Origin of the sequence: Modicisalibacter muralis (genome assembly GCF_900102945.1) — a bacterium.
Classification (GTDB): domain Bacteria; phylum Pseudomonadota; class Gammaproteobacteria; order Pseudomonadales; family Halomonadaceae; genus Modicisalibacter; species Modicisalibacter muralis.
This window is the reverse complement of the sequence record NZ_FNGI01000003.1, coordinates 77,312-97,516: the sequence shown is the minus strand read 5'-3', so window position 1 is coordinate 97,516 and position 20,205 is coordinate 77,312. Positions and strand designations below refer to the sequence as shown.

The 20,205-nt window shown below is 60.0% G+C and carries 17 protein-coding genes; 10 read left to right on the top strand and 7 right to left on the bottom strand.

The genetic code is table 11. The features are described 5' to 3' along the window. Positions 1-54: 54 nt before the first annotated feature. Positions 55-4,002, bottom strand: a complete 3,948-nt coding sequence (locus BLR92_RS07560; RefSeq protein ID WP_089727156.1) for an NACHT domain-containing protein — start codon at positions 4,000-4,002, stop codon at positions 55-57. Between the two features lie 481 nt (positions 4,003-4,483). Here BLR92_RS07560 and BLR92_RS07550 point away from each other — a divergent pair, with 481 nt between their 5' ends. Then, positions 4,484-4,885 (top strand): RidA family protein, encoded by a 402-nt coding sequence (locus tag BLR92_RS07550; protein WP_089727152.1) that lies wholly within the window; start codon positions 4,484-4,486, stop codon positions 4,883-4,885. An 11-nt stretch (positions 4,886-4,896) separates the two neighbouring features. On the opposite strand, the gene BLR92_RS07545 is transcribed toward BLR92_RS07550, so the two are convergent. The 3 genes from BLR92_RS07545 to BLR92_RS07540 form a co-directional block, all read right to left on the bottom strand. Beyond that, the gene (locus tag BLR92_RS07545) at positions 4,897-5,787 is read right to left on the bottom strand and encodes a LysR family transcriptional regulator (RefSeq protein WP_089727150.1); all 891 of its coding nucleotides are present in this window, start codon (positions 5,785-5,787) and stop codon (positions 4,897-4,899) included. Positions 5,788-5,899: 112 nt separating this feature from the next. Beyond that, entirely contained in the window at positions 5,900-6,061 is a 162-nt protein-coding gene (locus BLR92_RS19550) for a hypothetical protein (RefSeq protein WP_175488751.1), read from the bottom strand. A gap of 11 nt (positions 6,062-6,072) precedes the next feature. Beyond that, positions 6,073-6,984 (bottom strand): NmrA/HSCARG family protein, encoded by a 912-nt coding sequence (locus tag BLR92_RS07540; protein WP_089727148.1) that lies wholly within the window; start codon positions 6,982-6,984, stop codon positions 6,073-6,075. A gap of 112 nt (positions 6,985-7,096) precedes the next feature. On the opposite strand from BLR92_RS07540, the gene BLR92_RS07535 reads away from it, so the two are divergent. Continuing rightward, positions 7,097-7,993 (top strand): LysR family transcriptional regulator, encoded by an 897-nt coding sequence (locus BLR92_RS07535; RefSeq protein ID WP_089727146.1) that lies wholly within the window; start codon positions 7,097-7,099, stop codon positions 7,991-7,993. Between the two features lie 212 nt (positions 7,994-8,205). Further along, a complete protein-coding gene (locus tag BLR92_RS07530; RefSeq protein ID WP_089727144.1) occupies positions 8,206-9,915 on the top strand; it encodes a mechanosensitive ion channel family protein in 1,710 nt (569 codons plus the stop codon). 123 nt (positions 9,916-10,038) lie between these two features. On the opposite strand, the gene BLR92_RS07525 is transcribed toward BLR92_RS07530, so the two are convergent. Next, positions 10,039-10,995, bottom strand: coding sequence for a LysR family transcriptional regulator (locus tag BLR92_RS07525; protein WP_089727142.1), 957 nt, complete (start codon positions 10,993-10,995; stop codon positions 10,039-10,041). Between the two features lie 112 nt (positions 10,996-11,107). Here BLR92_RS07525 and BLR92_RS07520 point away from each other — a divergent pair, with 112 nt between their 5' ends. Both BLR92_RS07520 and BLR92_RS07515 read left to right on the top strand, forming a co-directional pair. After that, positions 11,108-11,848: an SDR family oxidoreductase gene (locus BLR92_RS07520; protein ID WP_089727140.1), complete on the top strand. Its 741-nt coding sequence runs from the start codon at positions 11,108-11,110 to the stop codon at positions 11,846-11,848. A gap of 55 nt (positions 11,849-11,903) precedes the next feature. Further along, the gene (locus BLR92_RS07515) at positions 11,904-12,122 is read left to right on the top strand and encodes a tautomerase family protein (protein ID WP_089727138.1); all 219 of its coding nucleotides are present in this window, start codon (positions 11,904-11,906) and stop codon (positions 12,120-12,122) included. A gap of 74 nt (positions 12,123-12,196) precedes the next feature. Here BLR92_RS07515 and BLR92_RS07510 read toward each other — a convergent pair whose 3' ends face one another. Beyond that, positions 12,197-13,423, bottom strand: coding sequence for an MFS transporter (locus BLR92_RS07510; RefSeq protein WP_089727136.1), 1,227 nt, complete (start codon positions 13,421-13,423; stop codon positions 12,197-12,199). 260 nt (positions 13,424-13,683) lie between these two features. On the opposite strand from BLR92_RS07510, the gene yghU reads away from it, so the two are divergent. Both yghU and BLR92_RS07500 read left to right on the top strand, forming a co-directional pair. Further along, positions 13,684-14,556 (top strand): glutathione-dependent disulfide-bond oxidoreductase, encoded by an 873-nt coding sequence (gene yghU / locus BLR92_RS07505; protein ID WP_089727134.1) that lies wholly within the window; start codon positions 13,684-13,686, stop codon positions 14,554-14,556. A 247-nt stretch (positions 14,557-14,803) separates the two neighbouring features. Continuing rightward, complete coding sequence (locus BLR92_RS07500) at positions 14,804-15,256, top strand: DUF2846 domain-containing protein (RefSeq protein ID WP_089727132.1); 453 nt, start codon at positions 14,804-14,806, stop codon at positions 15,254-15,256. 249 nt (positions 15,257-15,505) lie between these two features. Here the strand turns inward: BLR92_RS07500 and BLR92_RS07495 are convergent, their stop codons facing one another. Beyond that, the gene (locus tag BLR92_RS07495) at positions 15,506-16,843 is read right to left on the bottom strand and encodes a tetratricopeptide repeat protein (protein WP_089727130.1); all 1,338 of its coding nucleotides are present in this window, start codon (positions 16,841-16,843) and stop codon (positions 15,506-15,508) included. Positions 16,844-17,011: 168 nt separating this feature from the next. Here BLR92_RS07495 and BLR92_RS07490 point away from each other — a divergent pair, with 168 nt between their 5' ends. The 3 genes from BLR92_RS07490 (at position 17,012) to rhuM (ending at position 20,104) form a co-directional block, all read left to right on the top strand. Beyond that, positions 17,012-17,992 (top strand): AraC family transcriptional regulator, encoded by a 981-nt coding sequence (locus BLR92_RS07490; protein WP_089727128.1) that lies wholly within the window; start codon positions 17,012-17,014, stop codon positions 17,990-17,992. A gap of 70 nt (positions 17,993-18,062) precedes the next feature. Next, complete coding sequence (locus BLR92_RS07485; RefSeq protein WP_089727126.1) at positions 18,063-18,914, top strand: putative RNA methyltransferase; 852 nt, start codon at positions 18,063-18,065, stop codon at positions 18,912-18,914. A gap of 395 nt (positions 18,915-19,309) precedes the next feature. After that, complete coding sequence (gene rhuM / locus BLR92_RS07480) at positions 19,310-20,104, top strand: type II toxin-antitoxin system death-on-curing family toxin (protein ID WP_217636550.1); 795 nt, start codon at positions 19,310-19,312, stop codon at positions 20,102-20,104. Positions 20,105-20,205 lie beyond the last annotated feature (101 nt).

Below are 20,205 nucleotides of genomic sequence, written 5' to 3'. Positions count from 1 at the left end.
CGTTATCTAGCTGATGTTAGTTTGATGTTCGAGTGCTGATAAATAGGGCGAGGTTTAGCGCGATAAGTCGAGCACCACAACTTCGACCCGACCCGCTTTCACTGCTGAGTGCTGGTCGAGCTCATTTTGTAACTCGACGGCGCTGGTCGGTTTGGCTCCACCGCTGGGAGGCGCGGGAACTTGGTAGTCGGAGCCAAACCAGAAAACGAGGAATAGGCCTTGTCCTTCTGCCTGCCAGTGGCCGGTGTAGAGTGCTTCAAGCTGGCCATCAATTGCATTCCACAGGTCTCGATGCTGGTGTCGTTTGGCCTCTAATGGCAACAGCAGGCCGCCATGATAGAAGACAATATCGGCGCGCTTATCCTGAGGCATGTCGGCCTCATTGGCGGGGTAGAGTGATAGGGGCTCAAGGTGGCCGCGCAGCAATGAGACGGTCCTGTCGCGGCACTCGTTCTCGGTGCGCGGGAGACCATCATCGGTCCAGAAAAAGTCGATTTCGTCCTCTGAACTGCCGCACAGCCTTTTGCCCAGTTCGCGCAGCTCTTCGACCACGATGGCGCGAAGATCTGCAACGCTGCCCGGAGGCCCGCCATCAAGCACCATCTTGATCTTGTCGAGCGTTGGCGGTTTATAGTCTTCGTTAGCCTGCTTCTGCCTTTGCTCGAAAGAGACCGTTCTCAGCATCCATGTGTAACTGTCCTCGGGTGCGTCTCGTAGGGCGGTGAGCGCAGCCACTGCCTCAGCCGATACGTCACTTGCCAAGCGAGTAATTAGCGTCCGGATGTACTCTGATGCGTCCCAAGGGTTTACATCGCCTGTCGTTACCCCACTTGGCCGGCTAACCTCGGGCCATTGCTCGCGAAAGGTTGTGATCATCCAGGCAAGTTGGTCAACTGACAGGAGCGTGCCGGTTCCTTCGTCACGCCTACCATGTCCAGCGCGGTCTCGGAGATGCCAAAGCAATTCGGGTTTAATCGTATCTCCCAGCCGCTCACGTACTGCATCGAAATCTACGATTAGCGCTACCGCCTGCCAATTCCGCCGCCGTTCCTCGCCAATCTCCCTCTCCTGTCGAGCGGCAACCAGTACTCGAAGCGCGTCACGGCGATTTGAGCGCAGCAATCGGTCGATCATCTCAACCTCTGCCTCATCCGACATGGCGGGATAATGCAATAACCAGTCCTGAGCAAGATCAGCACCGAAGCCACCGTCCTTGCTGCTCATGAATGCCCAAAGATGGTCCACATGCTGACGCCCCAACCTCAACTGCGGCTGGATATAGAGCCGCACCACCTGCTCCCAGCGCCCTCGCCACTTCAATTCAGCCTCGATCTTAGGCGCGAGTTCTTCCAGCCCGGCGTGATCGGCGATGGGCCCATGCCAGCATTCGAACAGGCCGGCGGCTAGCCGCTCGCTGCTGACCCCTTCAAACGGTTTGCTCCGCGTGCGGACTCGCTCGGCGAGCGCCGAGACGATGATATAGACTGCCGGCCAGAGCTTACTCTGGGCGTAGCTCAGCGCGATCTCTTTAGCACTAGGTCGCGGTGGACTGGCTTGGAGAAATGCTTCGAAGCCCTCGAGAGCCGCAGCTGCGATTTCCTCCCCAAGCCAGTCCGCAACGCGATCGTGTGCTGATAAGTCGTCGCTAATGTCTCGAAAGTGATTGAGGTATGCCCTTGCGGGCGGCAGGATTCGTCCATATTGGCCTGACCGAACCTCTTCGATATTGGCATGGAAGTTGCGGCGATGCTCGGCGATTTCGGCTTCTTTCTGCTCTTGACGCTTACGTTTTTTCTCCTCGTGCTCAAGCTCCCATTCTGGAACCTTTCGATCGGCTAGGCCATCGATCCAGGTGAGCAGGTCAGGCCGATGCTGGACTAAGGACTTGATTGCTTTACACAGAGGTTTTCCTTCTTCCCCCCAGACGCGGCCCAGCGCGACAATCTCGCGCCAATGTGCTTCGTTGTGATTATCCGGATCGATTGTTTGAAGCAGGCTTACAATCTCAGCATGTGTAGGGTATAGGTCGATAATGCCACGTTGAAGCGGCCAGGCGCGCTGCCAAATATTTTTATCGTCAACCTTATCGATTAAGACGTGCTGTTGGATTGATAAGCGTACTTTCGGATTCGCCTTCAGCCACGCTCCGATCTCTTTCCCCTGCTCACGTCGATATGAATCTTGTGCGTCGAATGGTTTGAGCCACTGCCACAGTCGCAGCGGATCGATTGAATCGCCGTTCTTGATACGCTTGAGAATCAGGGCATATTGGAGGTCGATTAAGTCATTTTCTTCTATCCCTGCATGATCGGGAAGAAGCATGCTTGCATGGGAAGCGAAGAGGTCAAGCAAACCATCAAGTCTCTCAACAGGCACATGATTAGCAAGGCGATAGAAGCCAAATACAGTGGTGCCCTCTGAGTCTGCTTCGATCGGGCTCACCGATAGCCCATCGCGGGCAAGGACAATCGCGACAATTTGCTCATCGCTGAACATATCTACGCCGATGTCATCGAGCAGCTCGTGCGCGAGTCGAAGGGAGCCCTTGCGTACCTGCCTTCGCAGCTCTTCAAGCAGCACGGGCCAGTTTTCACCGCCAAGCGCGATTAGCACTAACGCGCTTGCATAGCGGATGCCGTAGGGCTCGGTATCGTCAAGCATGCGCTCGCGCAGCAGCGGGCGTTGCCCTTCGGCAGTTGTCGCACCTTTGAGCTGCTGCAGCAAGAGCAGCCGTAGTCCAAACTCGCTCTCACGGTCGCCGATCACGCGTGCAACCTCATCCATTAGCGGCGGTGTTACCAACGCCGCCGCGCGGTGCTCATGCCAGCCGCTGAAGCGCGGATTGGCGACGGCGTGCCGCTCTAGGGCCGAGAACAGTTGCCACGCCTGCTCGGGCGTCAGCGCCTCCGCGTCGGCATATTCGACCACGCCCATTGGGTCCGCATCGATCACCCCGCATGCCAGGTGCGGGTCGCGCACCAGCCAGGCGTGGATGCCGCGTAGTGAAGCAGGTACCAGCCCGTATGATTGAAACTGCTGAAGTAGCCGTTGCCGCTTCGCCCGCGTGTCGGCGCGCGCAGCCAGCCAGCGTGCGCCGATGAACTCACCGATGCGGCGATGGGCGTAGGTCAGGCCGTCGAGATCGGTCGCGAAAAGTTTTGTGTTTGCAGCCAACTTCACGTGGCCGTTACCAAATGCCTCAACTTCTGCCAGTGGCAGCGCCTTGTCGGCGGGATCGATCGTGCCGCTCGGTTGATCGGTGATGCGCGCATTGCCGGACAGGATCAGCGCCGAAAACGCTGCCCCCGCCGCATCAAGAACCTCATCATGGGGTAGCTCATCTTTCTGAGGGTTACGCTCTTTCCTGAGCGTTTCGATCGCGTCTTCGAAAAGTGCGCCGCTGGTTGCCGGTAACGGCCGATCTATAGGCATGGCGGCGACCAGCTCTAGCGTCTGCGGGTTTCCGAGGAAGTCGAGACCGAACCGCACGAAATGATCAAGCAGTGTCTGCGCACGCTTCGCGTCGCCGGTTAGTTGGGAGAGCAGCTCATACTGTTCATCCTCGCCGAGCGGTTCAAGGTGCACTTCCAGTGGCGGCACATCGTCATATTGGTCGGCGATCGCCTGCGATGAGATAGCAGCGCGCCACTCCCCTGCTCGGCAGCTGAGAATGAATGGCGGGTAGCCGAGCTCCCCCAGCTTGCGCAGCACCAAGTCGACCGCATCGCCGTCCGATTGCGCTGAAACTTCGTCTAGTGCATCAACCACTAGACGGCGGTTGCTTCCCAAGAGCGTCTCCGGCCGTACCCGATTGACCAGCTTGTGGGCGCGACAGAACGCGTTGCCGTCTTTCGCGCCTAGCTCCTTGAGCAGCTCAGTCTTGCCCATGCCGGGCTCGCCAAGTACAACGATCGGCTCGCGGCGGATTAGCAGATCGTCCTGCTGTAATTGGTGCTGTCCGTCTTGGTCGGCAAACCACAGCTTTCGGCGAAAATAACTCACAAACACGCTCTCTTGGCCAGTTGAACCCCACTGCTAATGCCTAGCCTATCATTTGTTGCGTTGGGGAAGACGCATTGCTGGAGTGGTGGTTGGCGGCGAAAAGAAGGCTTCTTGCTTGCTGCGGTCTAAGCAGTGGCAATCGCACTTACATCCTGATGCCCTGCTCGACGAGGAACAGCGCGACGAGACCATCGCCGAGACAGTGGACCGGGCCGTGCTGGCCGACTGTCAGGTAAATACCGTCACAGCTCACACCGTATGGAGCAGAGTCTTCGTCGCGAGTCACGTAAGCCGTAACCAAAGCCCGCTGATCGGCGGGTTTTTTGTGCCTGCGAGTCACTCGTGTTTTCGGGGAACATCTCATGCCGGGCATAAGTTAATTGTCCATCCCCATGGACAGTCATGTCGGATTTAGCGTCTTCTGCTCGCGGTTTCGGCGCTCTAGCATCGGTAGCCATCAACGACGCAAGAGGCTGAATCGATGAGCAAGCCCGAGTTTTTCATCACCCCCGGCTTTGGGGAGAAGGCGCTGGATCTGCTGTATTACTCGCAGGCGGTGAGGGTCGATAACCGCGTGGAGATTTCCGGGCAGGGCGGTTGGAATGACGACTTCGAGATACCAGAGTCGCTGGTGGAGGAGGTCGAGCAGGCGTTCCGTAACGTCGAGCGGACGCTCGAGACCGCCGGGGCCGGTTGGGAGCACGTCATCCATGTCAATTCCTACCATGTCGGCGGTTTCCCGCCGGAGGTGAACGAGACGATGACGCGGCTCTACCGACACTATATGCCGAAGCACTCACCGATCTGGACGCAGACCGGCGTCGAGGCGCTGGGCCTGCCGATGATGCGGGTCGAGATTCGTGTGACGGCGATCATCGCCTGATGTTTGGCTGGCTAGTCTTCGAAGGTCGCCAGTAGCCACTCGATGAAGACCTTCAATCTGGCGCTCTGGTGTCGGTTGGGCGGGTAGAGGATGTGGAACGGCATGCTTGGGCGGCTCCACTCTGTTAGCACCGGTACCAGTTCGCCGGAATCGAGATGCGGCTGTAAGCAGCGCTTGAAGTGCTGCCCGACGCCGAGCCCGGCGAGCAGCATCGCCATCAGGCCGTTGCCATCGTTGGCGGCGTAGTCGCTCTCGCTCATCGTGAATCGCTCATCTCCCTTCTCGAATGCCAGCGGCATCAGTTTGTTTGTCGCCGCGATGAAGTAGCCGAGTCGCGTGTGGTCGATGTCGAGCGCGTTGGGGTGCAATGGCATTCCCCGGCGTTCGAGATAGCCCGGCGCCGCGCAGGTCACGTAATCCAGTTCGATAAGGTGGCGCCCGACCATCGACAGTTCGTCGAGCCGGCCGGCGCGAATCACGCAGTCCACGCCTTCGCCGACGAGATTCACCGCCCGATCGCTGATGCCCAGCGCCACGCTGATATCAGGGTACTCGCGCTGAAAGTCCGCCAGGGCCGGTATCAACAGGCTGGTCGCGAAGGTGGAGGGCGCATCGACACGCAAGTGGCCGCTGGGCTTGAGTTTGTTGCCCCGCATGTCGCTATCCATCGCATCCAACTCGCTGATTAGCTGCGCGGCACGCGGATAGTACGCCAGCCCGTCCGCTGTCGCCGCCACCGCGCGCGTGGTGCGGTTCAGCAGCTTGATGCCGAGATGGCTCTCCAGGTCGGACACCAGCTTGCTCACCGTCGAGCGCGGCAGCACCAGATGATTGGCAGCCTGGCTGAAAGAGCCCGTTTCGACGACGCGGACGAAAGCCCGCATGGCGAGTAGTTGATTCAATGTCGCCGATCCCTGTTGCGGTGGGTAGGCAAGGCGTTCGCTAATACCGTCATGTCGATCAGCCTATCGTGGTGATGCCGAAAGTGAGAGGGGCGAGCGGTATCTTTAGACGTCACAGCACCTCCAACGTCAGGATTTCTCCGCCAGCGTGCTGGAAGCGGTCGAAATAGCGCTGCGAATCGAGTAGCTGATACGGGAAATAGAGTCCGGGCGACGTGTCGAGCCCGGTGAGTCGTTCGAGCAACAGCGCGACGCCGAGCCCCGTCAACGGCAATGGCCACCATATCAGGCCCTTTCATCATTTTTCCTTTCGAGCTTCAGGTTGCTCTTTGCCCACTCAAAGAACTCAGTTGGTGCTTGTCCCATGAGCGTCGCTGCCAATGCGCGTTCCCGCGTATAGTCGCCGAAATAGCCATGCGCCTCGAACCAGGCGAACATCTGTGCCAGCTCATGGCCGCCGGGGACGACCTTCGCAAAGGACTCCACCGGTACCTGAGAGAACGTCAGCTCTATTCCTTGTTGCTTGAACCCGCCGATGATGTCGTTGAAGCTGACCTGGCTTCCCACATGGAGCAGGTAAACGCCTTGTCCCGTTTCTTCGGGATGACGAAATACCGCGGCCACCAGTTTTCCCAGCTCTCCAATATCCGCCATATCGATAGCCGCATCCGGACTGATGGGCAGGGACCAGCCTTGTGAGCCGTCTGGTTGAGGGCGTGCTGCCAGATTCTGGATGAAGTTCTGGTAATAGAATGCTGGCATAACATAGCTGTGATAACGAAAGCCGGCGGCGGCGACTTCCTTGTCCATTCTGGCTTTGTTGGTGAAGTGGGGTACGTCAAAGCGACCCCTGCTGATCTTTTCTACGTTGGGCAAGGTCGACCAAACAAAGTGTCTGACGCCATTCTCTTTGGCAGCGGCTATCATGGCACGACTCTGGGCGATTTCATCGGTACCCGATTGCCAGGCGTTAGTGACGGCATAGACGCCGTAAGCGCCCCGGAAGGCTTTGCTCAGACTTTCCGGCCGATCGAGATCGGCATATATCACCTCATCTGCCATTCCACGGTAACGTTCGGGTTGTCGTGTTATGGCCCGCACTTGAAACGCGCCGTCGGCTTTCAGTTCATCAACCACGCCTTGGCCCTGTTGGCCCGAGGCTCCCACTACGACAATTGTCTGTTTGCGATCCTTCATGGTCTTCTCCTTACAAAAGCAGAATGAAGAGATATACAGCTTATAGCGCTAGAATGTGGAACATAAGTGCTGGATTTGAGACGCAATTGTTGCTTTATTGAGACAGTCGCCTATGAATATGAATGGCATGGCAGTTTTCGTGGCCGTGGCTGAAACGGGTTCGATGACCGCCGCAGGCAAGCGCTTGAACCTGCCGAAAGCGACCATAAGCCGACGCCTGAGGGCCTACGAAGATGCGCTTCATACGACACTGTTTCGTCGTTCAACCAGAGCGCTGTCGCTTACGGATACAGGGCAACGCCATTTTCAGCGCGTCAGTGGCCTCGTACATGATGCGGAAGAAGCCCTGACGGAAATCCGCGAAGACCAGGCTTTGCCCACAGGCCTGATTCGTATCAGCACATCAGTGATGTTTGGTGAGAACTTTCTGGCTCCAGCGATTTGGAGTCTGACCAAATCCTACCCCGGTCTCCGTTTCGACTTGGTATTGGGCGATGAACTGGTGGATATCGTGAAGGAGGGGGTCGATTTCGCTATTCGTCTAGGCGAGCCGGAGGATTCGGAGCTGATAGGGAGAACGCTGGGCAGTGCATCGCAGACGTTGGTTGCGACACCAGAATGCCTACAAAAGCGAACACTGCCGAAAACTGTTGCCGACCTGGACGGATTTCCCACGATCGTTGCCGCTGCTCGACGCAACCATTGGCATTTTGCGGACGGAACGGTTTATCGCTGCAGTTGGCGGATTGCAGCAGGCAGCATCAATGCCAGTCTGGGAGCTTGTCTGCAGGGCCTGGGCATCTGTTCGGTTCCAGAACGGATGGCAAGGCCGTACATCGATAATGGTGAGCTAGTTCGTGTACTTGAACACTACCCATTGCGGGAAGTACCCATTGTTCTGCTTTATCCCCGTATCCGGCACCAATCAGCGATAACAAGAATCTTGCTGGAGGCTCTACGGGGATCAATGACACAAAGTCTGTCTGTTTCAGAACATCCGCAACAATAGCTTTAAAGACGCTTTTGCGAAAATTGCGGTCGTTAAGCGGTGCGGCCCGTCCTGCCACCATTCCCAAGAACTGGACGAGCCAATAGCGGGTACGCTGTACTGCGAGCAGCCACTGACCCGGTAGCCTGATGTCAGGGGCAGGCCCGGCCGGATCGGGATCGATCCGGTGGTAGTGGAATACATGGATGACCCACTGAATCGGTAACGGACATATGAAGAAAATTGGCTCATGGCGACTGTGGCTGGTGGCCGCAGTAGCGTTCACGTTTTGCAGTCTGTGTGTGGCGCAAACGCAGGGCGACGAGACGCGCTGGTTCTCCGTCGAATCGCTTAACGCAGGGTTGGGCGAGGCCCCCGAGACGGTCAAGCGAATAACGCCCAGGGAGACGATCCGAAGTTTCCTGGAGCTAACCGAAAACAAGGACTTCGCGGCGGCGGCGCATGTTCTCAACCTTTCCGAGCTGACCCCGGCGGAGCAGCGAGAGCGAGGGGGCCAGTTGGCCAGGCAATTGTCCGAAATCCTCAAGCGTGGCGAGTGGCTCAACGCTTCCAGTCTCTCGGGACGCCAGGATGCCGCCATCGAAGACCCGTCGGGTCAGCACCCCCAGGTAGGAGAGCCGCGCCGGAACCTCAAGCTGGCATCGCTCACGGCCAAGGGCGAAACCTATGACATTCGTCTGGGCCGGTATCGGGTGGGCGGTCAGGAGCCGGTCTGGCTGATCATGTCGGACAGCGTGTCGTTTATCCCAGTGCTCTATGAGGAATATGGTCCCTCGTTATTGGAGAAATATATCCCGGAGCGTTTCAAGGGCTCGTTCGGGATGCTCAAGATCTGGGAATGGTTAGCCATTCCGATTTTCCTGCTGGTGATTGGTCTGATGGGGTGGGGAATCTACTGGCTGGTCGGGTGGACGACACACTGGCTGCCTTCCGGTGCACCCAGCATTTTCGTCGGCCGGATCAGGGGGCCCGTGGTGCTCGTGGTCATGTCACTGGTGACCCAGGCGGTGCTCGGCTATGCGGTATCCTTCTCGGCCGTGGCAACCACCTCCTTCCGGGTGCTGTTGATTGCCATTCTGGCCTGGGGAGCCGGTACGATCGCGCTTCGCCTCGTGGACACCCTCATGCTGAGACTGACGCGGCGTCTTTTGGGGCAGATCGATGACACCAAGCCCCAGGACGAGCGTAGGTTACTGACGACACTCTACGCGGCACGTCGGCTCATCATCCTGGTCACGGTGACCGCGGTTTCGATATATGTGCTGAGTCAGATCCAGCTCTTCGAGACGCTGGGGATATCCCTCCTGGCGTCGGCCAGTGTCCTGACGGTGCTGGTGGGGATTGCAGGCCAGGCCGTACTGGGTAATATCCTCTCTTCGTTTCAGTTGTCGTTGGCGAAGTCCATACGCATTGGCGACCTGGTGATGTTCGAAGGTCAATGGTGCTATGTGGAGGGCATCTTCTATACGTTCATCCGCTTGCGAGCCTGGAATGAACGGCGCTTGATCGTGCCGGTCACGTACTTCGTCTCCAGACCCTTCGAGAACCTGTCAATCAAGAGTACGAAGGAGTACAGAAGCCTGGAGATGACCCTTCACTTGAGCGCCGATATCCAGTGCCTGAGAGGAAAGTTCCTGGAGTATGCGAAGGAAGAAGACAACGTCATCGAACACCACAAGCTGTCGTGTTATGTAACGGGGCAAACCGAGAGAGCCCAGATGGTCGTTTGCTATCTCATGACATCGGATCCCTTCGCCGGCTGGGTCGCTGAAATGAATGTCCGGGAGAGGCTGATGGTCTTCATTCGGGACAACCACCCTGAGTGGTGGCCGAGAGAGGTAACGGTCATCAGCGAACACGATATCGCGCGCGGCGAAAGGCCCAAACATCCACTCGACAACGGTGCCGGTGAGCCCCAATGAAGGCCACCAGCGATCGCCCCTTTCCACGGAGACGATTCGTTGAGCGCGATCAGGGCCGATAAGCCCTTGTCGACGGTAAGCACTAGGCGATCGCCGAGTTGTCGCGCCAGGCCATCACCAGAGTTAGCGTGATTTCCGCGAGGCGGGTGTGACGCGCGGCGCGGAGGCCGTTGGGCGGTTGGTGCCAAATCGCGCTTCATAAACCGCTGCTACCCAGTCGATGAACACGCGCACCCGCGGCGAGAGCTGTCGCCGCTGCGGGTAGACCACCCACAGCGGCAGCGTCGGCTTGTCCCATTCGGGCAGCACTTCCACCAGTTCGCCCCTGTTCAGCGCCGCCTCCACATGAAAGCGCGGTAGCTGAATCAGCCCACACCCTTGCTGCGCGCAGACGACGTAGCTCGTGGCATCGTTGACCGTCATCCAGCCGCCGGTAGCGAAGGCTTGCGGCGATCCATCCACCATCACGTCCAGCGTGCTGTCCACCGCTGTGTTGCCGGAGAAGAAGCGCACTACCTGATGCTCGCCGAGTTCTTCGGGGTGCCGGGGCGTGCCAAAGCGGCTGAGGTAGTCGGGGCTGGCGCAGATGACCTGGGGCAGATCGACCAGCTTGCGCGCGACCAGGCTGGAGTCATTGGGTGTGCCTCCGCGAAGCGCACAGTCGATGCCTTCGCCCACCAGGTCGACTCGCCGATCGCCGCTGGTGATCACCAGCTCGAGTTCAGGATAGCGGCTACGAAATTCGCGGATGCGCGGCAGCACGATCCGTTGGGCGTGTGCGCCGTGTAGCTCGACCCGTAATACCCCGCTCGGATTGGCGGCTACGGGTTTGAGCACCGCTTCGGCCTCTTCCAGGTCGGCCAGTACCTGCACGCAGCGCTCGTAAAAGGCCTGGCCCTCTGGCGTCGGATGCACCTGGCGGGTCGTGCGCGCCAGCAGCCGTGCGCCCAGTCGTGCTTCCATCTGCTGAATTGCCAGCGTGGCGGTGGCTCGGGGAATGTTCAGGCCGTTGGCGGCGCGGGTGAAGCTGCTGGTCTCGACGATCCGGGTAAAGAGCGTCAGTGCATCGAAGCGGTCCATAGCTATTGTTATGGCTGGTTGAATGGTGTTGTCAGTATAGCAGTGATTATTTATCCCAAATGAATCGCGATACTGGCTCCCGCATCCCACCCCATCGAGAAGGAACCAAGACATGCGTCAAGCCAATGAAAGAGTCGCCATCGTCACCGGTGCATCCCGCGGGATCGGTCGTGCCGTTGCCCTGAAACTGGCGGCCGATGGTTTCGCTATCACCGTCAACTACGCCGGTAACACCGAGCGCGCCAACGAGACGGTGGCCGAGATCGAGGCCACTGGCGGCCGCGCGCTGGCGGTGCAGGGTGACGTCGCCGATGCGGCGGCAGTCGAGCATCTGTTTACTGCCACGCGGGAAGCCTTCGGGCGCCTCGATGTGGTGGTCAATAGCGCCGGTGTCATGCAGATGGCAAATATCACGACCGACAACCTCGAATCTTTTGATCGCACGCTTTCGACCAATCTGCGCGGTAGCTGGCTGGTGATGGCAAAAGCTGCCGAGACTCTGGGCGAGGGCGGGCGCATCATCGCGCTCTCGTCGTCGGTGTTGGGCAAGTCGTTCCCCGGTTACGGGGCCTATATCGCCAGCAAGGCGGGCGTCGAAGGGCTGGTCAAGGTACTGGCCAACGAGCTGCGTGGCCGCGAGATCACCGTCAACGCCGTGGCGCCGGGCCCGGTCGCCACCGAGCTGTTCTTCGCGGGAAAAAGCGATGAGCAGGTCGCGAAGATCGCCGCTATGTCACCGTTCGAGCGCCTGGGCCAACCCGAGGAGATCGCCGATGCCGTGGCGTTTCTGGCCGGATCGCAGGGTCGTTGGGTCAATGGTCAGATCCTGCGCGTCAACGGCGGCATGGTATAAGCGCACCCGACCTGCAACCGCTTGTGCCCGAACGCTTCGAGCCGAGGAGAGATTCATGCCATTTGCCAACTACAAATTCCCCGAGGGCATTCTCGATCATGCCCGCAAGGAAGAGATCATCCATCGCACCACCGCCATGTTCGTCGAGTATTTCGGCGAGGAGGTGCGCCCCTACACCGTGGTGTTGGTGGAGGAAGTCGCCGATGGCGGCTGGGGGCGCGCCGATGAAACGCTGACGCTGGAGAAGATGGGGTTGCCGCCTAAGAGAACGTGACCCGCTCCCAGGTAAGTCCACGCCGCCGGCAGAAACCGGCGGCGTTCTTATAGGAGTGTAGAGGGCCTGCCAAGTTACTCGTCGCGGGAGCGCGCCCGACGCTGCCGGATCATCAGCCGCGCGGCGACTGCAGCGGCGCCGATGCCGGACGCGGCGGCGACGGCCATGGCCCAGCGCGGACCGGCGTAATCGGCAAGCCAACCGACGATGGGGGCGCCGATGGGCGTGCCGCCCATGGTGATGGCGATGCGCAGGGCCATGATGCGACCGCGCATCGTCGGTTCCGTGGAGAGCTGCATGAGCGCCGTGGCGGCGGTGTTGAACGTCAGCGCGGAAAGGCCGGTCAGCATCAGTGCAACGGCAAACCAAACTTCGTTGGGGGCGAGTGCGGCCAATCCGCAGAAGGTGCCGAAGCATAGGGTCGAGAGGCACAGCAGCCGCATGTGCGGGCGGTCGCGTTTGGCGGCCATTAACGCTCCGATCACCGAGCCGACCGCCAGGCAGGAGGTCAGCAAGCCATACTGACCGGCATCGCCATGGAAGACACTCACCGACATGGTGGAGATATAAATCGGGAAATTGAAGCCGAAGGTCCCGATCAGGAAGAGCATTAGCAAAATGGCCTTCAAGTCGCGACGCCGCCACACGTAGCGGAAGCCTTCGGTCAGGCCGCCGGCTTTGCGTGCCGGGCGTAGCGTGGTGTGCAGCTCCTGGACGCGCAACAGGCACAGCGACCCGAGCACGGTGGCGAAGGACACGGCATTGATCAGAAACACCCAGCCGGTGCCGATGGCGGCGATCAGCAGGCCGGCCACGGCGGGGCCGACCATGCGGGCGCTGTTGAACGAGGTGGAGTTGAGCGCCACCGCATTGGACAGGTGCCTCTCGCCAACCAGGTCGTTGACGAATGTCTGACGCGCCGGGGCATCGAAGGCGGTGACGCAACCCAGCCCCAGCGCGAAGGCATAGACCTGCCACAGCGTGACCACGCCGGTCACGGTCACCAGCCCGAGCCCCAACGCCAGCAGGCCGAGCAGCGCCTGAGTCAGCATGATCAGGCGGCGGCGATCGCAATGATCGGCGGCATAGCCGGTCAGCGGTAGCAGTAGCAATTGCGGTCCGAACTGCAACGCCATGGTGATACCGACGGCACTGGCATTGTGATCGGTGAGTACGGTCAGCACCAGCCAGTCCTGGGCGACGCGCTGCATCCAGGTGCCGATATTGGAGACCAGCGCGCCGGCAGCCCACACTCGGTAGTTATAGATCCGCAACGAGCGGAAAAGGCGGGTGTCGCTCATGCGTGGCGAGGCGCCCGGCTAGCGGGTGAGCCGCTGTCACGAGCTTGGGAGCGGATCGCTGGCTGAGTGGTGTGAGTGTCGCGGTGAATGACGATCATGGGGATCCAGCCGGGTTCCTTGTCTCATCGAGTTCCTGGATAACACGATACCTTATCCTCGAACTTGAATCTTTAACACGCTATCTTTTCCTGGCACGCGCGCCGGCCGAGCGTCACCGGCATGTCTCGGCCCGCCCGCCATCGATCCGTTCAGGAGGCTGCATGAGTCAGGATAGCGACTACACACCCCCAAAGGTCTGGACCTGGGAGAAGGAGAGCGGTGGCCAGTTCGCCAGCATCAACCGCCCCGTCGCCGGGCCGACCCACGACAAGGAACTGCCGGTCGGCAAGCATCCGTTCCAGCTCTACTCGCTGGCCACGCCCAATGGCGTGAAGGTCGGCGTGATGTTCGAGGAGCTGCTCGCCCAGGGATTCGATGCCGAATACGACGCCTGGCCGATCAGAATCGGCGACGGCGATCAGTTCGGCAGCGGCTTCGTCGGGGTCAACCCCAACTCCAAGATTCCGGCGCTGATGGACCACGGCACGCCCGAGCCGACGCGGGTGTTCGAGTCCGGCGCGATTCTTTTATATCTCGCCGAGAAGTTTGGCGCCTTTCTGCCGCGTGACCACGCCGCACGCACCGAAGCGCTCAACTGGCTGTTCTGGCAGATGGGTAGCGCTCCGTATCTCGGTGGCGGGTTCGGCCACTTCTACGCCTATGCGCCCGAGAAGATGGAGTACCCCATCGACCGCTTCACCATGGAGACCAAGCGCCAGCTCGACGTGCTCGACCGGCGCCTGGCCGAGACGCGCTATCTGGCCGGCGACGAATATACCATCGCGGATATCGCCAACTGGGCCTGGTACGGCCAGCTGGCGCTGGGCCGGCTCTACGATGCCGCCGAGTTCCTGCAGGTGCAGACCTACGAAAACGTGCAGCGCTGGGCCAACGAGATCGATGCTCGCCCGGCGGTGAAGCGCGGGCGCATGGTCAATCGCACCTTCGGCGAGCCGCATGAACAGTTGCACGAGCGCCACGACGCCAGCGACTTCGAGTTGCGGACGCAGGATAAGCTCGAATCACAGAAGTAAGGTTTCACTCCCCAAGGCCCGGCGGTTAATCGATTGCCTCGATACCGTCGGGCTTTTGTTTTTCTAGGCCCAGCGTCAGCTAGGCCCCACTCGGCTTGCCATACAGGCCGTAGTCAATCACTTGTTTTTATAATTCAAATTTACTAAATAACCTTCGCTCCTTGCCGATACCTCAATGTGGCGTGCCGCAACGGGTGCGCCGCAACGCGTTACAAGAAATGACTAAAACGAATAAAGGAAACCTTTGATGTTCAGGAATGTGATCGCAGGGATCTTGCTGTTGGCGGCGCTGGTCGTCTCGGGATGCGCTTCGGTACCGATGGGGTCCAGCGAAGAGGATCTGGCACTGAAGAAGTTCCCCACGCCGCCGCAGGATATGGCCGGGTTGTATGTTTACCGTGACAGTTTCATGGGAAAGGCACTGAAGAAAACGATTTCCCTGGATGGCAAGCTTCTCGGTGAAACAGCCAATGGTGTTTATTTCTACGAAGTGGTCGAACCGGGTGAGCACAGCTTGTCGACGGAGTCTGAGTTCAGTGATAACTCGCTCTCGTTTGTGGCCGACGCCGGCGAGAATTACTTCGTCGAGCAATACATCAAGATGGGCGTATTCGTCGGTGGCGCAGGTTTGGAGATGGTTAACGAAGCTGAGGGCATGAACGCGGTGCGCGAGTGCTGTCGTTTGGCTGCTTCGCAGTAGGCCCAATGTCCGCCGGGCAGTGCCACCCGGCGGGCGTTTCTCGGGCCTGCCGGGACGGGGCGAAAGCCCGTCCCCTCATCTCGTCATTCCCACCTCCCGCCGCTCCCTGGCCACCAACTGGGATTACATGCTTGAGAATCCACTATAAGGACAATGCCACGCCTTCCAGGTGAGGCATTGCCCCTATCGACGGCCCCTCCCTCAGCAGTCGCTGGGGCGCTTCAACTCGTCGCTTTAGGAGTCATCACCTCATGCGACCTGTCTTCCAATGGGGTCAGGGGTACTGGCCCGGTTCAGAAATGCCCGGTTCAGGGGACTGTGCGGCTTGATCGCCAGGCGCTCGTTCGCCAATGCCTCGGCCAGGTCAGGATAACCGCCACGCAGGGCGGCTTCCGTCAGCGTCCAGTCGATGATGTCTCGCTGGGCGTGGCTACCGCCGAAACCGTTGGCGATGAAGCGAGCCGGATGCAGGCGGTCGATCGCGGTGGCGTAATCGCCGCGCCAGAATGCAGTGAATCCTTCCGACAGGGGCAGGCCGATACGCCGGGCCCATGCCGAGGTTTCCGTGGCGCTACCGGCATCGCGCAGCAGCGTCAGCAACCGCTCCACTTGATCGTCACGTCCGGCGCCCAGGTAGGCCATGACAGCGTGCCAGTCGTTGAAGGGGTAGAGCTTACCGTCGGCATGTCTGTCCCAGGCTTCCGCCAGTTCCTGCCAGCGCTGGCCGACATCCAGGCCGGTTAGGCTCAGCCGCCAGAGCAGGGCCGAGGCGTCGGCCATATCCAGCGCCATGCTGCTGCGGTCCTGTCGGATCGGTCCGTCATAGAGGGCCAGGGCGTCGCGTGTTTGCCCCAGGTCGAGGTGGCAGAGGGCAAGGTGCCACCAGTTGTGGACCTTGAAAAAATTGTCCTCGCCCGACCAGTAGGGCTCACGCACCGTCATCCAGCCGATACCGTCTTCGGCACGGCCCTGCATCTCCATGACGTGGGCAACGGCGTGATGCGCCCAGCTGTCCAGTGGCTGGAGCTCCAGTGCCTGCCGGCCGGTGTCCTCGGCCCGGGCATAGGCACCGGTCTCTTCCAGCCCGAAGGCGTACAGGCCCAGCACGATCGAATAGGCCGGCAGGTCGGGCGACCACTTGGGCAGCACGCGAGTGATGCGGTCGCGTAGATTGCGGGTGTTGGCTCGGTAGAAGTCCGTCAGGTGCCCTGCCTGCAGGGCCATCAGGTCGTGCGGGTAGCGCATATTGTGGTGATCCAGCGCGATCCCTGCTGCAGTCCACTCGCCGGCCAGCAGGTGGTCGAGGGCGGCGACATGAGAGGCCTCCCGGTCATTCAGGCGTGCGTTTTTGGCGATACCGACGTCGGCCCTGGCTGCCTCGGCGGCGTTAGGCTCGGTGGCCAGGGCAAGCAGATAGGCCCTGACGATGCGTGCCATGGTGAATTCGGGGGTTGCCTCGATGGCCTGATCCAGCGGCGTGACAGGGTCGCCGCGGTAAAGGTTGAAGGCATCGACAGAGCGGTTGTAAAGCTCCAGGGTCTCGGCGGTGGCGCCGGGAAGGGGATTTCCTTGACGGTCGGTCAGCATGGCAGAACTCCACAGTACGTTTGAGTTGGGTGACGGCGACGAGGTGTCGAACGCCTGGCGGCGGTCTGGCCACTCATCAAGCTGCTAAACTACTTGGATGAGCGGTGGGCGATAATGGTTGAGGCGCCGGCGTTGTTGTCCGATCCGCCGCGATGGAGGTATTGATCGATGGATGCTGCGCTCGATGTGCTGCGCATGATCCGCTTCACTGGCGGCGTCTTTCTCGACGCAGAATTCACGGCGCCGTGGTGTGTGGCGGCGCAGGTCACTCCAGAAGACTGCCGGCCATTCACCCCAATGCCCGAGAGAATCCTCGCTTACCATTACGTCAGCGCCGGCCGGCTACTGCTGCAGGTGGACCAGGACGTGCCGGTGATGGCGTCGGCGGGGCACATCGTGGTCCTGCCGCGTAACGATCCGCATGTCCTGTGTAGTGAAATGGGCTGTCCCCCTGTCAGCGTCGATCACCTGATACAACCGATGATCGGCGGTGAACTGGGGCGAATCGTATACGGTGGTGGTGGCGAAACCACGCGGCTGCTGTGCGGTTTCCTGCATAGCGAGATGCTGGGCGATAGCTTGATCGGTATCCTGCCCAGTGTAATGACGTTCGATGTGACGGAGGGCGCGGCGGGGTCGTGGATCGAGAGCACCTTCCGCTTTGCCGCCGATGAATTGGCCGCCGGGAATGTGCGATCACCGGCTTTTCTCGCCAGGCTTGCCGAACTGCTCTTCATCGAGGCCGTGCAGCGCTATCTTGCCGGCTTGCCGCCCGAGGAACGTGCCTGGTTAGGCGGATTGCGCGATCCGTTCGTCAGTCGTGCGTTGACCCATCTGCACGACCATCCCGAGCAACACTGGACGACGGAAATGCTGGCGCGCCAGGTCGGGTTGTCCCGGTCGGCCTTCGCCGAGCGTTTCACGGAACTGGTGGGCATTCCTCCGATGCGTTATCTGGCCAGGCTACGTATGAAGATGGCGGCACGCCGTTTGCGCGAGTCGTTGACCTCCATTTCCCGAGTCGCGCTGGAAGCGGGGTATGAGTCGGAGGCCTCCTTCAACAAGGCATTCAAGCGCGTCTTCGGCGCGCCGCCGGCGACTTGGCGGAGGGAGCAGCGTCACCCACCAGACTCCCCCATGGCCGACTGACATCGGCGCATTCAGTACCAGGGCAAGCGACCGGAGCGTGCCAAATCCATCCCAAGCCAATAAGGCGACCATGAGCATCACACCCTTTCAGGCGCTGGCCTGCCCGCTGGACGGCGATCCGTTGCAGCAAAGCGGCACAGTGTGGCGCTGCAGCGCCGGCCACAGTTTCGATATCGCCCGCCAGGGCTACACGCACCTGTTGCCGGTACAGAACAAGCGCTCACGCGATCCGGGTGACAGCAAGGAGATGGTGGCGGCGCGTCAGCGCTTTCTCAATGCCGGCCATTACCGGCCGATCGCCGAAGCGCTCAGTCGGGCAGTGCTGGCAGGTCTACCTGCCGATACTACGGCCAACTGCCTCGATGCCGGTTGTGGGGAAGGCTACTACCTGCGTGAGCTGGCGAAAGCGACCCGTGATGGGCAATCACTGGCTCTGCTGGGGCTGGATATCTCCAAGTGGGCGGTGCTCTGTGCGGCCAAGCAGGACAAGCGCGCCAGCTGGGTGGTGGGCAGCAACGCCAACCTGCCGGTGCAGCCGGGTACGCTCGACCGCCTGCTGTGCCTGTTCGGCTTCCCTGTATATAGCGAGTTTGCCCGCGTGCTGAAGCCGGGTGGCTTGCTGCTACAGGTCGATGCCGGGCCGGATCACCTGCGCGAGCTGCGCGAAATTATCTATCCCACCTTGAAGCCGGAGCGCACTGGCGATGCCCAGGTACCGCAGGGCTTCACGCATCTTTCCACCGACACCGTTCGCTATCCACTGGAACTCACCGGTGCGCAGCAGATTGCCGATCTGCTGAGCATGACACCGCATCTCTACCGCGCCAATGCCGAGGGGCGGGCGAGGGTGGCGTCATTGGAGTCGCTAACGGTCAGCGTGGATGTGCGAGTGACACACTTGGTGCGCGATACGGTTGGTTGAGTCAGCGTGAGCTTTTTAGTTCTCAAGAACCAGCCGAGGCGGTTTGTCTGCTTTACAGAACACGATGCAAGCCGATGCCAGTCTATGTATACTGCTGTAATTATATACAGCACCAATCCTTGTTCAGCACTCGATTCGGAAATAGACAGCACATGCCCACACTGAATTGGATTGGCGCTCAAGGAGGAGAGAGTTGAATGACTATAGATAGCGGCAACCCCATTATCATTTACGAGGATGCCGACAGGTCGGTAGATGTGCGGCTGGATGCGGGCCGGGATACGGTGTGGCTGACACAATCCCAAATGGTGCAGTTATTCGGGCGAGATCAGTCAGTTATCTCTAGGCACCTTGGCAAGGTTTTTAAGGAGGGAGAACTCGAGCGAGAAAGCAATATGCAAAAAATGCATATTGCAAAATCAGACAAACCGGTCGAGCTCTATAGCCTGGATGTGATTATATCCGTAGGTTACCGAGTCAAGTCACACCAGGGTACCCGTTTCCGCCAATGGGCTACACGCATCCTGCGCGAGCACCTGACCCAGGGCTGGACGCTCGACCGGCAACGCTTCGAAGCCAACGCCCACGAGCTGGAAGCGGCCATGGCACTGGTGCGCAAGGCGGCGCAAAGCCCGGCGCTGGATACCGACAGCGGGCGTGGGCTGGTAGATATCGTGGCCCGTTATGCGCAGACTTTTCTGTTGTTGCAACGCTATGATGAAGGCCTGCTCACCGAGCCGGAGGTCCAAGCGGGCGGTCAGTTGCCAGGCATTGACGAGGCGAGAAAGGCGCTGGCGACACTCAAGGCCGAACTGATGGCACGTGGTGAAGCCACGGAGCTGTTTGCCCGCGAACGCGGCGATGGCTTCGATGCGTTACTGGGTAACCTCGAGCAAACGGTATTCGGCGAGCCGGCTTATCCCAGCGTGGAATCCAAGGCGGCGCATCTGCTTTATTTCGTGGTCAAGAATCATCCTTTCGCCGATGGCAACAAGCGCAGCGCGGCCTTGCTGTTCGTGGACTTCCTGTATCGCAATGATCGACTGTTCGATGCGCTGGGTGGGCAGGTAATCAACGATGTGGGGCTCGCGGCGTTGACTCTGCTGGTGGCCGAGTCCGACCCGGCCAACAAGGAGACGATGATTCGCCTGATCATGAATATGCTGGCCAGCGAGACCCACGATGAATGAGACCGAGAGCCCATTTAACTGATTCTCGCCCTGAAACCCACCGGCTGGCCTTTTTATTCTTGCTCGTTCTTGAGTCTCGAAACCCGATGAAATTTACCGAT

What these genes read in the sequence shown, in the direction of transcription:
- BLR92_RS07550 (WP_089727152.1), top strand. Translation starts at nt 4,484, where the DNA reads ATGAGCAAGCCCGAGTTTTTCATCACCCCCGGCTTTGGGGAGAAGGCG.
- BLR92_RS07540 (WP_089727148.1), bottom strand. Translation starts at nt 6,984, where the DNA reads ATGAAGGATCGCAAACAGACAATTGTCGTAGTGGGAGCCTCGGGCCAA.
- BLR92_RS07535 (WP_089727146.1), top strand. Translation starts at nt 7,097, where the DNA reads ATGAATATGAATGGCATGGCAGTTTTCGTGGCCGTGGCTGAAACGGGT.
- BLR92_RS07530 (WP_089727144.1), top strand. Translation starts at nt 8,206, where the DNA reads ATGAAGAAAATTGGCTCATGGCGACTGTGGCTGGTGGCCGCAGTAGCG.
- BLR92_RS07525 (WP_089727142.1), bottom strand. Translation starts at nt 10,995, where the DNA reads ATGGACCGCTTCGATGCACTGACGCTCTTTACCCGGATCGTCGAGACC.
- BLR92_RS07520 (WP_089727140.1), top strand. Translation starts at nt 11,108, where the DNA reads ATGCGTCAAGCCAATGAAAGAGTCGCCATCGTCACCGGTGCATCCCGC.
- BLR92_RS07515 (WP_089727138.1), top strand. Translation starts at nt 11,904, where the DNA reads ATGCCATTTGCCAACTACAAATTCCCCGAGGGCATTCTCGATCATGCC.
- BLR92_RS07510 (WP_089727136.1), bottom strand. Translation starts at nt 13,423, where the DNA reads ATGAGCGACACCCGCCTTTTCCGCTCGTTGCGGATCTATAACTACCGA.
- yghU (WP_089727134.1), top strand. Translation starts at nt 13,684, where the DNA reads ATGAGTCAGGATAGCGACTACACACCCCCAAAGGTCTGGACCTGGGAG.
- BLR92_RS07500 (WP_089727132.1), top strand. Translation starts at nt 14,804, where the DNA reads ATGTTCAGGAATGTGATCGCAGGGATCTTGCTGTTGGCGGCGCTGGTC.
- BLR92_RS07495 (WP_089727130.1), bottom strand. Translation starts at nt 16,843, where the DNA reads ATGCTGACCGACCGTCAAGGAAATCCCCTTCCCGGCGCCACCGCCGAG.
- BLR92_RS07490 (WP_089727128.1), top strand. Translation starts at nt 17,012, where the DNA reads ATGGATGCTGCGCTCGATGTGCTGCGCATGATCCGCTTCACTGGCGGC.
- BLR92_RS07485 (WP_089727126.1), top strand. Translation starts at nt 18,063, where the DNA reads ATGAGCATCACACCCTTTCAGGCGCTGGCCTGCCCGCTGGACGGCGAT.
- rhuM (WP_217636550.1), top strand. Translation starts at nt 19,310, where the DNA reads ATGCAAAAAATGCATATTGCAAAATCAGACAAACCGGTCGAGCTCTAT.